This is a genomic window from Embleya sp. NBC_00888 (genome assembly GCF_045207655.1).
In the GTDB taxonomy this organism is placed as follows: domain Bacteria; phylum Actinomycetota; class Actinomycetes; order Streptomycetales; family Streptomycetaceae; genus Embleya.
This window is the reverse complement of sequence record NZ_CP108784.1, coordinates 3,884,156-3,897,375: the sequence shown is the minus strand read 5'-3', so window position 1 is coordinate 3,897,375 and position 13,220 is coordinate 3,884,156. Positions and strand designations below refer to the sequence as shown.

General features: G+C 70.5%; 12 protein-coding genes. 8 read left to right on the top strand and 4 right to left on the bottom strand.

The genetic code is table 11. From position 1 onward, the window contains the following. Positions 1-68: 68 nt before the first annotated feature. A complete protein-coding gene (locus OG948_RS16100; RefSeq protein WP_406297224.1) occupies positions 69-2,141 on the bottom strand; it encodes an arabinofuranosyltransferase in 2,073 nt (690 codons plus the stop codon). Between the two features lie 396 nt (positions 2,142-2,537). Between OG948_RS16100 and OG948_RS16095 the strand changes: the two genes are divergently transcribed. Next, a complete protein-coding gene (locus OG948_RS16095) occupies positions 2,538-3,641 on the top strand; it encodes an ADP-ribosylglycohydrolase family protein (RefSeq protein WP_395867014.1) in 1,104 nt (367 codons plus the stop codon). 71 nt (positions 3,642-3,712) lie between these two features. On the opposite strand, the gene nagA is transcribed toward OG948_RS16095, so the two are convergent. Both nagA and OG948_RS16085 read right to left on the bottom strand, forming a co-directional pair. Next, positions 3,713-4,855, bottom strand: coding sequence for an N-acetylglucosamine-6-phosphate deacetylase (nagA, locus tag OG948_RS16090; RefSeq protein ID WP_406297222.1), 1,143 nt, complete (start codon positions 4,853-4,855; stop codon positions 3,713-3,715). After that, complete coding sequence (locus OG948_RS16085) at positions 4,852-5,808, bottom strand: ROK family protein (RefSeq protein WP_406297221.1); 957 nt, start codon at positions 5,806-5,808, stop codon at positions 4,852-4,854. Before OG948_RS16085 ends, nagA begins: the two co-directional genes overlap by 4 nt. Positions 5,809-6,052: 244 nt before the next feature. Between OG948_RS16085 and OG948_RS16080 the strand changes: the two genes are divergently transcribed. From OG948_RS16080 to OG948_RS16065, 4 genes are all read left to right on the top strand, one after another. Beyond that, positions 6,053-6,844 (top strand): DeoR/GlpR family DNA-binding transcription regulator, encoded by a 792-nt coding sequence (locus OG948_RS16080; protein WP_395867020.1) that lies wholly within the window; start codon positions 6,053-6,055, stop codon positions 6,842-6,844. A 419-nt stretch (positions 6,845-7,263) separates the two neighbouring features. Beyond that, positions 7,264-8,577: an extracellular solute-binding protein gene (locus OG948_RS16075; protein WP_406297219.1), complete on the top strand. Its 1,314-nt coding sequence runs from the start codon at positions 7,264-7,266 to the stop codon at positions 8,575-8,577. A 44-nt stretch (positions 8,578-8,621) separates the two neighbouring features. Beyond that, positions 8,622-9,536 (top strand): carbohydrate ABC transporter permease, encoded by a 915-nt coding sequence (locus OG948_RS16070; protein WP_406297218.1) that lies wholly within the window; start codon positions 8,622-8,624, stop codon positions 9,534-9,536. After that, complete coding sequence (locus OG948_RS16065; RefSeq protein WP_331772331.1) at positions 9,533-10,468, top strand: carbohydrate ABC transporter permease; 936 nt, start codon at positions 9,533-9,535, stop codon at positions 10,466-10,468. Before OG948_RS16070 ends, OG948_RS16065 begins: the two co-directional genes overlap by 4 nt. A gap of 94 nt (positions 10,469-10,562) precedes the next feature. Here OG948_RS16065 and OG948_RS16060 read toward each other — a convergent pair whose 3' ends face one another. Beyond that, positions 10,563-10,907 carry a cupin domain-containing protein gene (locus OG948_RS16060; protein ID WP_406297216.1) on the bottom strand — a complete coding sequence of 115 codons (345 nt, stop codon included), beginning with the start codon at positions 10,905-10,907 and terminating at the stop codon, positions 10,563-10,565. Positions 10,908-11,066: 159 nt separating this feature from the next. Here OG948_RS16060 and OG948_RS16055 point away from each other — a divergent pair, with 159 nt between their 5' ends. Genes OG948_RS16055 through otsB form a run of 3 tightly spaced genes read left to right on the top strand, consistent with a single transcriptional unit; the run spans position 11,067 to position 13,093 of the window. Continuing rightward, complete coding sequence (locus OG948_RS16055) at positions 11,067-11,402, top strand: DUF3263 domain-containing protein (protein ID WP_406297214.1); 336 nt, start codon at positions 11,067-11,069, stop codon at positions 11,400-11,402. A gap of 10 nt (positions 11,403-11,412) precedes the next feature. After that, a complete protein-coding gene (locus OG948_RS16050) occupies positions 11,413-12,231 on the top strand; it encodes a LytR C-terminal domain-containing protein (protein WP_406297213.1) in 819 nt (272 codons plus the stop codon). Between the two features lie 10 nt (positions 12,232-12,241). Next, positions 12,242-13,093, top strand: coding sequence for a trehalose-phosphatase (otsB, locus tag OG948_RS16045; protein WP_395874560.1), 852 nt, complete (start codon positions 12,242-12,244; stop codon positions 13,091-13,093). Positions 13,094-13,220 lie beyond the last annotated feature (127 nt).

The window sequence follows — 13,220 nt, the reverse complement described above, 5'->3', positions numbered from 1 at the left end:
ACCGCGCCCGCCGCCCCCTTGCGCAGGGGCGGCGGGCGCGGTCGTGTCCGGGTACTACGGGTACGGGTTCAGCGCGGGGACACCAGGGTGAAGGGTCCGACCTTCTTCAGGTCGAACACCGCGGGGTCGATGAGCTTCTTGGGGAACACCACGTCGCGCCACTGGTTCTCGGGCGACATCGGGAACGCGTCGACGACCATGCGCGCGTGGTACCCGTCCGCCTCGGCGCGCAGGAGCATCACGTCCGGGGCACGCCACGGACTGGCCTTCATCCGCTTGATCAGATCCTGTGCCGAGTCGGCGGCGGCCCAACGGGCGACCTCCTTCTGGCGCGCGTCCAACTCGCCCAGCGGGTTGGAGTATTGCGGGATGTAGGCCAGGAAGCCCCAGTAGGGCTTTATCGCGAGCAGCCGGTAGTTGTCCGTGAGCAGGACCGTCTTGTTCGGCGCCTTGTTCTTCGTGGCATCGGCGATGGCCCGGAAGACCATGCGGTCCAGTTCCAGCGCCGCGAGGGTGTCGCCGGTCGGCGGTTCGTCCCGGATCCGTGGCTCGTGGCCGTCCGGATAGGGCTCGCCCAGGGCCTGGTCCAACGAACCCCGGTCGGAGCGGGCGAACTGCTGGGCCACCACGACGCCCGACGCCACGGCGAGCACGGTGACCACGGCGAGCGCGGTGCGCGCGATCCTCGGCTCGGTCGCCCTGGCCCGGATCTCCCGCAGCCCGGCAGCGAGCCCGAACACACCCGCGGCGGCCAGACAGAGCTCCAGGATCGGGGTCACCCGGAAGGTCAGCAGGGTGGTGTCCGCGACACCCGCGGCGAAGGAGAAGACCGACCACGTGTAGCAACCGACGACGCCGATCGCGAGCCCGCGCGCGATGACGTCGCCCGCTCCGGCCGCCCAGATCAACCAGACCACGCCGATCAGACACAGCACGCCGATCGGCGTGAAGTCCAACATGGGTGTGGCGAAGGTCGCCCCCTCGGGAAAGAGGTAGTGCTGCGCCGCGTTCCTGGGCATCCCCTGGCGGAGCGATTCGAGCAGGTACGGCAGCCACACCGGGAGGATGAGCACCGCCGCCGCGCCCGCGATCGCCAGCAATCGGCCGAGCACCGTACCGAGCGTGTAGCCGGACGGAGGCGCGCCGCGCGGGTTCGGGATCCGGGCCGAACGCCTGCGGTCGAGCACCAGCCCCACCACGGCGGATGCGATGATCACCAGCGTGAGGAAGCCGGTGATCAGCGTGTAGAACAGCGCGGAGATGCCGAGGAAGACCCCGATGCCCAGGAGCACGCCGAGGTTCTTCGGCCGGCGGTCGCGGTGGGCCTCCCGGCCGCCTCGGGCCAGCACGTGGGCGATGGCGACCACGACCGGCGGGGCCAGTGCGGTGACGACCCAGGCGTAGCCCTCGTTCACCGCCGGCGACATCCCGGACAATCCCACCAGCGTGGTCGCGGTGCTCAGCGCGATGGCCATGGGACGGGAGACGATCGCACTCCACAACGTGAACGCGAGGGCGACCGTGACACCCGCGGTCAGGATGGTGAACGGCTTGTAGGCCTCCCAGCCCGCCAGGCCGAACAGGTTCGCGAAGCGTCCGCCGAGCCAGAACCAGCCCGTGGGGTACAGCGGGGGCGTGCTCTCGTAGTTCATGTCGGACAGCCGAGGCGAGTCGGTCATCCGGGTCAGGTACTGGCTGCGGAACGAGTTGTCGCCCGCGAGTCCGCCGTAGTACCACTTGGTCGCGTACAGCGGCAGCGCGAGCACGATCGTCGGCAGCGCGGTCAGCAACACCCAGGTCAGCACGGTGCGCAGCAGTGGCCGCTTCCCGCCGCGCAGGATCAGGAAGGCGATCGCGCCGAGCAGCGCGAGGGCACCGAGACTGGCGAACTCCAACGGGATCAAGGACTTGGAGAGGGTCTGCGACTTGTCCGGTCCGATCATGATCCGCGGCCGGGGCAGCCCGGCGTGGGTGATCAGGTACTGGAGCGGAAGGCTGGTCGCGACCGCCACCGCCGCCGCACAGCACAGTTCGCCGATGATCGACCACGATCGGCGACCCGCAGGGCCGACCGCCGGGCCGGCGGATCCATTTCCGGACACGGGCGAACGCGCCACGTCGTGCGCCGAATGATCCGACATTACGTCCACCAAGCGGTCCCGTTCGATGAGATCCGGGAGCGTTGGTCGACTTCCGGATCGGCTGGCTCGAGCACCGAGGCGAGCGGGCCGCCGCGGATCGATCGGGCCGGACACGGTTGCCGGACTCGTCGGGGCCTGCACCTCGGGACGGCAGCCTATCCTCCGACCCGATCATGCCCACAGGAGCGCGGCGCTCCCCGCCCGAGGCGGCCGGGACTCCTCCCTTCCCGGTGGATACTCGTCCCTTTTCGGCGGATGGGAGTCGGGGACCGCGACGGAGGCCGTGCCGCACCCGCTCGGCGCCGCCCCGACCCCGGGCCGTCGGACGCGTGTGCGACCCCTTGGTGACTTGCCGCGGGTACGCTGCCGTGGGGTGTCGGGGGAGGGAGTACACACATGGCCGCACTCTGGTCCAGAGACCGGCTGCAGGACTTTCGGGCGCGAGTACGGGGGTGCCTGGTCGGTGGGGCGATCGGTGACGCGCTCGGCGCCGGCATCGAGTTCCTCAGTCTCGCGGAGATCCGCGAACAGCACGGGCCCGACGGCGTCGTCGGGTATGTGACGGCGTATCACCGGCACGGCGCGATCACCGACGACACGCAGATGACGTTGTTCACGGTGGAGGGTCTGATCCGCGCGCACGTGCGCCGGGACACCGGCGCCTGGCATCCGCCGACCGATCTGCACGGCGCGTATCTGCGCTGGAAGGCGACGCAGAGCGAGTGGGGGCCGGACGAGCGCAAGGACGAGGGCTGGTTGGTCCGCGAGGAGTGGCTGTACAGCTCGCGTGCGCCCGGATCCGCGTGCCTGCGCGGGCTGGAGGACGAGAGCGTGATGGGCACGCTGGAGCGGCCCAAGAACCCCGATTCCAAGGGGTGCGGGGCGGTGATGCGCTCGGCGCCGTTCGGCCTGTTGGTCGGCTGGCGTCCCGAGCTGGTCTTCCAACTCGCGGTGGAGTGCGCGGTGCTGACGCACGGTCACCCCACCGGCTATCTGTCGGCGGGCGCGTTCGCGGTGATCGTGCACGCGGTCATGCAGGGCGCGCCGCTGGAGGAGGGCGTGCGGGTGGCGCTGGAGCTGGTGAAGTCCCGTCCCGAGCACGCCGAGACGGCGCAGGCGATCGAGGCGGCGCTGGCCGCGGTCCGCGCCGGCGTGCCCTCGGCGGAGCGGGTCGAGGCGCTGGGCCAGGGCTGGACGGCCGAGGAGGCGCTGTCGATCGGGCTGTACTGCGCGCTGGTGGCGCCGGACATGCGCACCGGACTGCTGCTCGCGGTCAACCACGGCGGCGACAGCGACTCGACCGGGTCGATCTGCGGCAACCTGCTGGGCGCCATGCACGGCGACACCGTGCTGCCCGCGGATCTGGTCGCCGAGCTCGAAGGCCGGGGCGCCATCCTGGAGTTGGCCGACGACTTCGCGATGGAGATGACCCAGGGCACCACGCTGCACGGGCCCGAGGCGGGCGACACCTCCTGGGCCAAGCGCTACCCGCCCAACTGAGCGCCGGCGGGCGTCTCCCAGGTCCGACCGAGCGCCGGCCGCCCCGACTTCGGGGCGGCCGGCCGATTCGGTCAGGGGCGGCGGTCGTCCACCCACGCGCCGCCGGCCATCACGGCGCGCACCCGCAGCGCGTCGTCGAGCACCACCAGGTCGGCCCGCTTGCCCGGCTCCAGGGTGCCGACCCGATCGGCGATGCCCAACGCCCGGGCGGGGGTGGCGGACAGCGAGCGGACCACGTCGGCGATCGGCAGGCCGCCCGCGACGCCGTTGCGCAGCGCCCGGTCCAGGGTCAGCGTGCTGCCCGCGATCGAGTCGCCGTCGGCCAGCCGGGCCACCCCGTCGACCACGTCCACGGTCATCACCCCCAGCGGGTACACGCCGTCCGGCATGCCCGCCGCGCCCATCGCGTCGGTGATGAACGCGACCCGGTCCGGCCCCGCGCTCGCGTAGGCCAGATTGACCACGCTGGAGTGCAGGTGCACGCCGTCGTTGATCAACTCGACCACCGCGTCGCTGTCCTGGAGCAGCGCGGTGACCGGTCCCGGCTCGCGGTGGTGCACGCTGCGCATCGCGTTGAACAGGTGGGTGGCCACACTCGCGCCCGCGGCCAGCGCCGCGCGCGTCTCGCGGTGGGTGCCGTCGGTGTGCCCCACCGCGGCGATCACCCCCTCGTCCGCCAGTCGGCGTACCAGCTCGACGCCGCCGGGCAGTTCGGGCGCCAGCGTGAGCATCCGGATCGCGCCGCTGCCCGCCTTCAGCAGCGCGGTGACCTCGTCCCGGTCGGGCGCGCGCAACTGGGTCGGGTCGTGCGCGCCGCAGCGGGCCACGCTCAGGTACGGGCCCTCCAGGTGCAGCCCGGCCAGCCTGCCGTCGTGCACGAGCGGGGCCAACTCGGTCACGATCCGCAGCAGGTCCGCGGGGGAGGCGGTGACCAGACTCGCGACCGTGGTCGTAGTGCCGTGCGAGCGATGGAATTCGGCCACCCGCAGCGCCTCGTCCGGGTCGCCGGAGGTGTACGAACCGCCCCCGCCACCGTGTACGTGCATGTCCACGAAGCCGGGCACGATCCAGCCGCCCGCGACGTCGACCGCCGGCTCCGGACCGGCCGGCAGCCCCGGGCCCGCGAAGGCGATGCGATCACCGACCACGCCCACCGAAGCGCCCTCGACCACCCCGGAGGGCAGCACCACTCGCGCATTGCCGAGCACCGTCACCCGCGCACCTCCAAGGTGTCCCACGCGATCAGACCGGCGCCTCGGCAACCGGCCTCGTCCCCGAGCGCCGCGGTCACCAGCGGCGGTACGTGTTGAACCACGGCGCGCTCGGCGAGCAGCGTCCGCAAGGGGTTGAACAACTGCTCCCCGGCGAGCGAGAGACCGCCGCCGATGACCAGCAACTTCGGGTCGTACAGCGCGAGTCCGGTGAGCAGGCCGTCCGCGAACGCGGACAGGCCCTGCCCCCACACGGCGGCCGCGACCCGGTCGCCGGCGGCCACCCGGGCGACCACCTGGGCCGCGCTCAGCGGCGGATCGTCGCCCGGCGCGGCCTCGGCGAACGCGTGCGCGATGGCAGGTCCGGAGAAGTGCGCCTCCAGACAGCCGACCGCGCCGCACGTACACCTGCCACCGCCCGGCCGCACCGTGATGTGGCCGATCTCGCCCGCCTGTCCGTGCGCGCCCGGGTAGGGGCGGCCGTTCAACACGAGCACCGAGGCGAGCCCGGTGCCGATCGCCACGAACAGGAAGTTGTCGCAATCGCGACCCGCCCCGAGCCGGCCCTCGGCCAGCGCGCCGGTGCGCACGTCGTGGCTCAAAGCAGCCGGTAGGCCGAGCCGGTCCGCGATCAGCGCGCGCAGCGGCACCTCGCGCCACTGGATGCTGGCCGACCACACCGCGACGCCCGCCGGGTCGTCCACGATGCCCGGCACCACGACCCCGGCCGCGCGCGGCACGCCACCCAGCTCCAGCGCCCGCTCGCGCAGCGCCGCGGCGAAGTCGACGATGCCCGCGACCACCGCGTTCGGGCCGTGTGTGCGGCCGGTGGGACGTCGCTCGCTGTAGACGAGGTTGCCGCCCGCGTCGACCACGCCGCCCTTGATGTCGGTGCCGCCGACGTCGAGTGCGACGACGCAGTCCGCGCCGGACAGGTCGGACGGCGGGGTGTTCACGTGCGGCATCGGCGTCTCGAGTCTGGTAGGTGGGGCAGATTGTGAGCCCGAGGGCGGGTGGATCCGTGAATGCGCGTTTGTGCTCACTGGATAGCAGTTGAAAACATGAACATGCAACAGCATCGTTCAGTGAGCGCAGGCTCACGGAAGCCCCGATGCTCGACACGTGTGGGGCGCCCGCGAGGATGTCCCGAACGATCCGACGCGAGTCGGCCAGGGCTGTCGGACAGGGCGGAGGTCACGGGTGAGCCGTTACGAGCGGTGGGGTGCGCTTCTCGAGCTGCTGGCCAAGCACGGTCGGCTCGAGGTCGAGGACGTGGCCTCGGAACTGGACGTCTCGCCCGCGACGATCCGTCGCGACCTGGATCAGCTCGCGCAGCAGCAGATGCTGACCCGCACCCGGGGCGGCGCGGTCGCGCACGCGGTCTCCTACGACCTGCCGCTGCGCTACAAGACCGCCCGCCACGCGTCCGAGAAACAGCGCATCGCGCAGGCCGCCGCGGCGCTGGTCAAGCCGGGCGAGACGATCGGGCTCAACGGCGGCACCACGATGACCGAGGTGGCCCGCGCCCTGGTTGCCCGGGCCGACCTGCACACCGAGGGCGACTCGAACGCACAGGCGTTCACGATCGTCACCAACGCGCTCAACATCGCGGGTGAGCTGGCCGTACGGCGGCACGTGAAGATCGTCGTCACCGGCGGCGTGGCCCGCACCCAGTCCTACGAACTGATCGGCCCGTTGGCCACCGGGATCCTGCGCGAGGTGGCCCTGGACGTGGCGATCCTGGGCGTCGACGCGATCGACGTCGAGCACGGCGCGAGTGCCCACCACGAGGGCGAGGCGAGCATCAACCAGTTGATGGCCGCCGGCGCCGGTCGGGTGGTGGTGGCCGCGGACTCGTCCAAGCTCGGGCGCCGCGCGTTCGCCCGGATCTGCCCGCTGGATCGCATCGGGGTGCTGGTGACCGACACCTCGGCGCCCGAGGAGGCCACCGCGGCCTTCGTCGACGCGGGCGTGCGGGTGATCCGGGTCTGAGCCCGCGCGCCGGACCCGCCCGGCGCCCCCGAAGCACCCGTTCGCCCGGGACGTGCGACACGCGTCCCGGGCATTCGCATATGCGTTCGCCAACCAACCCGATAGACCATTCGTGAGATCGAACCGACACCGTCTGTGTCGGTTCCTCTGCATGCGCGCACGGATGGGCCTCGCATGGGTAACGAATTGCTCTGCAAACTTCCGCGACCCCTCCTCGGAATCTCAGGATTGGTGTAGACCTTTCTTCCGTCGAGGTGTTGACTGCCGACACGGCGAGTCCGCAAAATGCTCGATGCTGCTCAAGAGTTTTCTTCAAATCCGTGTTGCGAACAGTTTTGCGCAAGCGAGTGCATGGGTTTAGCGCGACCAAACCCTCACCAACGGTCCTGTTTTCCCGAAGGCATGAAGGCGGTACTGCGATGAAGCGGCACCAGATGGCATTGGCGGCGACAGGACTGTCGGCCGCACTGCTTCTGTCGGCGTGTGGTGGCTCGGACGACAAGAAGGACGAGGACAAGGCGACGCCCGGCGCCTCCGGTGAGGCCGGTGCGCCCAAGGACGGGTCGATCAAGCTGGTCGTGGCCGACTACGGCAGCGGCGACGGCAGCATGCAGAAGTACTGGAACGGCGTGATTTCGAGTTTCAACGCGAAATACCCCGGCATCAAGGTGAACCTGCAGGTCGTCAACTGGGACGACATCGACAAGCAGGTCGCGACCATGATCCAGAACAACGACATGCCCGACCTTCTGCAGACCGGCGGTTATGCCGACAAGGTCGTCGACGACCTGCTCTACCCGGTCGACGACGTCATGTCGCCCGCCACCAAGGCCGACTTCGTCGATTCCTTCACGCCCGCGGCGACGGTCAAGGGGAAGCAGTACGGCATTCCCTTCACCTCCAGCACCCGGCAATTGATCTACAACACCGACCTGTTCGCCAAGGCCGGGATCACCGACCCGCCGAAGACCTGGGACGAACTCAAGGCCGCCGCGACCAAGCTCAAGGCCGCCGGCGTGCCCACGCCCTTCGGCCTGCCGCTGGGCAAGGAGGAGGCCCAGGGCGAGTTCATGAACTGGGCGCTGGGCAACGGTGGCGGCTACCAGACCAACGGCAAGTACACGGTCAACAGCCCGCAGAACGTCGAGGCCCTGAACTGGGTCAACGACAACCTGGTCAAGACCGGCCTGACCGAGTCCAACCCCGGCACCAAGAACCGCAAGGACGTCTACACCGACTTCTACGGCGGCAGCGTCGGCATGGTGAACAGCAACCCCACCATGATCGCCACGCTGAAGAAGGACTACCCGAACCTCAAGTACGCGACCGCGCCGATCGCCGGCAGGACCGGTCCGCTGAACGAGACCCTCGGTGTCGCCGACTGGATGATGGCGTTCAAGAAGAACGGCAGGAAGGACCAGATCAAGGCCTTCGTCGACCACGCCTTCGGCACCGACCAGCAGCTCAAGTTCCAGGAGCAGTACAGCTTCCCGCCGGTGACCAAGTCGGTGATGGCCAAGATGACGGCCAACCCCGCCAACGCCGGCCTCAAGCCGTACATCGACCTGCTCCCGAAGGCGAAGTTCTACCCGCTCAACGACGTCGCGTGGGACGTGCTCTCGCCGAAGATCAAGGAGCAGTTGGGCAGCGCGGTCTCCGGCAAGTCGCCCAAGGACGTGCTGGACCAGCTCCAGAAGGAAGCCGAAGCGGCGGTCGCGCAGCAGAAGAGCTGACGCACCACAGATACGTCCGAGCACCGAAGGAGGAGGACGGCCCCGTGGCCGAAACCGCCGTACGCAGAGCGCCTTCCGTCGTCACCAGAGTCAAGAAGGCGCTGGCCCCGCTGCCGTGGATCGGCCCGGCCGTCCTCCTGATCGGTGTCGTGGTCCTGTGGCCCGTGGTCGTGATGGTCTGGAGTTCCTTCCAGCGCATCCGTCGCACCGGCATCGTGGTGGGATCCAACGGCACCGACAACTACACCAAGCTGTTCGACGAGCCGGACTTCGTGGCCGTGCTGTGGAACACCGTGGTCTGGGTGCTGGTGGTCGTGGCCATCACGCTCGTGTTGTCGCTGTTCCTGGCGCAACTGTTCAACCAGCACTTCCCCGGCCGGCGGTTCGCCCGCTGGGCGATGATCGTGCCGTGGGCGGCCTCGGTCTTCATGACCGCCGTCGTCTTCAAATGGATGCTGCACGAGAGTCACGGCGCGATCAACACGCTCATGGTCGACCTGCACCTGATGGACGCCGGCAAGGACTGGCTCGGCAGGCCGTCCACCGCGATGCCGTGGATGATGGCGGTCGCCGTCTTCGTATCGCTCCCCTTCACCACCTACACCCTGCTCGCGGGCCTGCAGACCGTACCCGGCGAGGTGTACGAGGCGGCCAAGATCGACGGCGCGTCCACCTGGCGCACGTACCTGTCGATCACCCTGCCGCTCCTCAAGCCCGCGATCCTGGTCGCGGTCGTGATCAACCTGATCAACGTCTTCAACTCGTTCCCGATCATCTGGGCGATGACCAACGGCGGACCGGGCTACGAGACCGCGACGACCACGGTGTTCATGTACCAGCTCAAGGCGTCCGACATCGGCGAGAGCGCCGCGATGTCCGTGGCCAACTTCGCGATGATCATCATCCTGGTCGCGTTCTTCCTCGTCGTCAGCCGCGGGAACAAGGAGACCGACCGATGAGCACGAGCACCGCCGCCGCCGGCCGCAGGCCGGACACCGGCACCACCGGAAAGCCCTCGGGTGCCGCGGCCGGCGGGAACACGCCCGGACGAAGGAAGTCCGTGCTCGGGGGCTCGAAGTACAGCCACAGACAACTGTGGTTCGGCGCGCTCGCGTGGGTGATCGCGATCGTCTTCGTCGCCCCCTACATCGAGATGGGCATCACCGCGCTGCGGCCCAAGGACGAACTCACCGGCGACGGCTACCTGCCGTCGAGGTTCGAATGGGCCAACTTCGTCGACGTGTGGGACAAGTCCACCCTCGGCGACAACCTCAAGGTCTCGCTCCTGGTCGCCGGCATGTCCACCCTCCTGGTACTGGTGGTCTCCCTGCCCGCGGCGTACTACACCGCGCGCAAACGGTTCCGCGGCCGGGGCGTGTTCCTGATGCTCGTGCTCGTCACCCAGATGTTCCAGCCCACCTCCCTGCTGGTGGGCCTGTACCGCGAGTTCTACATCCTGGACCTGCTCGACTCGTACTGGGCGCTCGTCCTCGTCAACGGCGCGTTCAACCTGGCCTTCTCGGTGTGGATCCTGACCGCCTACTTCAGCGCGATCCCGGTCGAGCTGGAGGAGGCCGCGATGATCGACGGTGCCTCCCGTCTCGGGGCACTGCGCAGGGTCACCCTGCCGCTGGCGATGCCCGGCATCGTCACGGCGGTCATCTTCACCTTCATCGCCGCGTGGAACGAATTCACCGTCGCCCTGGTACTGGTGACCACACCGGACAAACAACCCCTCACCGTCGGCATCAACAGCTTCCTCGGCGCCTACCGGGTGGAATGGCAGTACCTCTTCGCGGGATCGGTGGTGGCCATCGTGCCGGTCGTGATCCTGTTCGCCTACATCGAGAAACACGTCGTATCGGGCCTGACCGCCGGATCGGTCAAGTAACCCGAACGACCCTCGGCCCGGGACACCCCCGGGAAACACGAAGCCCACAGGTCTCGGGGGCCTGTGGGCTTCGGCGTGTTCCTGGACACGGCGGCTACGGCAGGGTGATGTGGTACGCCTTGCGCAGCGTCTCGTGCACCGTCCACACCGTCTCGTCGCCCTCTTCGAGCACGCACGCGTCGCCCGGTCCGACCTCGATCGTCGCGCCGCCCCGGATCTCGATGGTGGCTCGGCCCGAGACGACCACGAACAGCTCGTTGGCCTCGGTGTCGGTCACCACGCCCGGGGTGATCTGCCAGATGCCGCGGATCTGCTTGCCGTCCTCGGACTCCCACAGGACCTTGCCCGAGACCTCGGGCGTGCCGGAGACGATCTGGGCCGGGTCGAGCGGGTCGACTTCGAGTTCGGCGGCGGGGATATGGACGGCAAAAGTAGACATGCGGCGGAGCATATAAGCCACAGCCGTGACGCCCTCCCTCGGGTGATTCGTGGGCTTTTCCGGCGAATCACCGCGCCGGTGCGATGGTCCGTCGGCACGGGCGGGCACAATGCCGGAAGCGGGTCGACGGGCCCGGGCGAGGTACCGAAGGGGTGACCGATGGGCGAGGAACACGACGCGCGGCCCGAGCCGCCCGTGATTCCCGGGCAGGGCGCCGCGGCGACCCCCTCCGAGGCGGTTCCCGCCGGCGGGTTGTCCGACCGGGACCGGGACATCCTCGAATTCGAACGCCAGTGGTGGAAGCACGCGGGTGCCAAGGAACGCGCCGTGCGCGACCGCTTCGGGTTCTCCGCGACCCGCTACTTCCAGGTGCTGAACACGCTGCTCGACCGGCCGGAGGCGCTCGAACACGACCCGATGCTGGTGCAGCGGCTGCGTCGGCTGCGCGAGGCTCGGCAACAGGCCCGCTCCACCGCGCGTCGTCCCGGGCGCTGAGGGGCCGGGGGTGTTCACCCGCCGCAGGGACGAGTACGACGTGTTCGCCGGCTTCGGTCGGTACGGCCTGATCTGGACCAACGAGGACCTGTGGGCCGAGGAGATCGAGCGGACCGGGCGAGCCGAAGGCGCCGGGCGAGCCGGAGGCGCCGGGCGAGCCGGAGGCGCCGAGTGGGCCGAGCGGGCCGGAGGAGCCGAACGGGCCGAGCGGGCCGAGGCGGTCGTCGGCGGGCGTGCGGTGCCGACCGAGCGCGATCTGATCGGCGGGCTGCGGGCGTCCCCTGCCCCCACGGGCCGGGCCGGGCCCGGGCGTCCCCGGCGCGGCCTGCTCCCGGTGGCCGCGCTCCTGGCGCTCTGCGCGGTGGCGGGCGCGCTCGCCGTCGGCCGGGACGAGCCCGCGACCCGCGTGGCCGCGGACCGCGCCCGGAACGCTCCCGCACCGGCCCCGGTCGCGGCCCCTGCCGCGTCGGCCCGCCCGGCGCCGCCCGCCCGGGCCCCCTCGGCGCCCCGGGGAGCGCGCGGCAAGGTGGTGCTGCTCGACCAGACCAAGGTGCCCACGCTCGCCGAGCGCATGGCCCGACGGCTGGAGGCGGCGGGCTGGGAGGTCAGCGGGACCGACGTGTTCCGCGGCGCGGTCCCGGCCACCACCGTCTACCACCCGGTCGGCCAGGAACGGCAGGCGCGCGCGCTGGCCGCCGCGCTGCCCGGGATCGGCCGGATCAAGCCCGCCTTCGCCGGCATCCCGCTGCATCGACTCACCGTGATCGTGGTCGACGACCAGGTGGTGCCGCCGGCGGATCGCCTGCTCGGTTCGCTGACCACTGGGTAGGTTGGTCGGCATGACCTCGAACCGGTCCACGCTGCCCGAACCCACCACGCCGGCCGGTCGCACGGGCCTTGCCGCGTTGCTCGGCGAGCCGGCCCGAGCGGTCGTCGCGCTCGACTTCGACGGCACGCTCGCCCCGATCGTAGACCGCCCGGACCAGGCCCGCGCGGACATGCGCGCGGTCCGGGCGTTGTCCCGATTGACCCCGCACCTGGCGGCGACGGTGATCGTCACCGGTCGCCCCGCCGCGGTCGCCGTCGAGTACGGCCGCTTTCGCGGCGTCGCCGGGCTCGAACAACTCGTCGTCCTGGGCCACTACGGCCTGGAGCGCTGGGACGCGGCGACCGGCCGGGTCAGCGCGCCCGAACCACCGCGCGGGGTGGGGGAGGTGCGGCTCGCGCTGCCCGGCCTGCTGCACTCGCTCGACGTATGGAACAGCACCTGGATCGAGGACAAGGGCAGCGCGCTGGCCGTGCACACCCGCCGCGCCCCGGACCCGGACGCCACCTTCGCGCTGCTGCGCGACCCGCTCGCCGAACTCGCGGCGCGGCACGACCTGGCCGTCGAGCCGGGCCGCTACGTGCTGGAACTGCGCCCCCGGGGAATGGACAAGGGCCGCGCGCTGACCGGCTTCCTCAAGGAGAAGCAGGCCGGGTCGGTGCTCTTCGCCGGCGACGACCTCGGCGATCTCGCCGCGTTCGAGGCGGTCGAGGAACTGCGCGAACAGGGCGTCGCCGGCCTCACCGTGTGCAGCGGCTCGGCCGAGGTGCACGCCCTGGCCGAACGCGCCGACTTGGTCGTCCCCGGCCCGGAGGGCGTCGCCGAGCTGCTGGCCGCGCTCGCCGACCGGGTCGAGGGGGCATAGGCGGGTTCAGCGGGTCCGTTCTCGGTGTGAGCGCTGTGTGGGGGCGTGGAGTGTGTGCGGTGCTCTCGTTGTGAGCGGTGCTCTTGAGTGTGACTGACACTCTCGCTGCGAGGGTGCTCTTGCTGTG

Coding starts and splice junctions, on each gene's coding strand:
- otsB (WP_395874560.1), top strand. CDS start 12,242: ATGACCTCGAACCGGTCCACGCTGCCCGAACCCACCACGCCGGCCGGT.
- OG948_RS16055 (WP_406297214.1), top strand. CDS start 11,067: ATGGGCGAGGAACACGACGCGCGGCCCGAGCCGCCCGTGATTCCCGGG.
- OG948_RS16065 (WP_331772331.1), top strand. CDS start 9,533: ATGAGCACGAGCACCGCCGCCGCCGGCCGCAGGCCGGACACCGGCACC.
- OG948_RS16060 (WP_406297216.1), bottom strand. CDS start 10,907: ATGTCTACTTTTGCCGTCCATATCCCCGCCGCCGAACTCGAAGTCGAC.
- OG948_RS16075 (WP_406297219.1), top strand. CDS start 7,264: ATGAAGCGGCACCAGATGGCATTGGCGGCGACAGGACTGTCGGCCGCA.
- OG948_RS16100 (WP_406297224.1), bottom strand. CDS start 2,141: ATGTCGGATCATTCGGCGCACGACGTGGCGCGTTCGCCCGTGTCCGGA.
- OG948_RS16095 (WP_395867014.1), top strand. CDS start 2,538: ATGGCCGCACTCTGGTCCAGAGACCGGCTGCAGGACTTTCGGGCGCGA.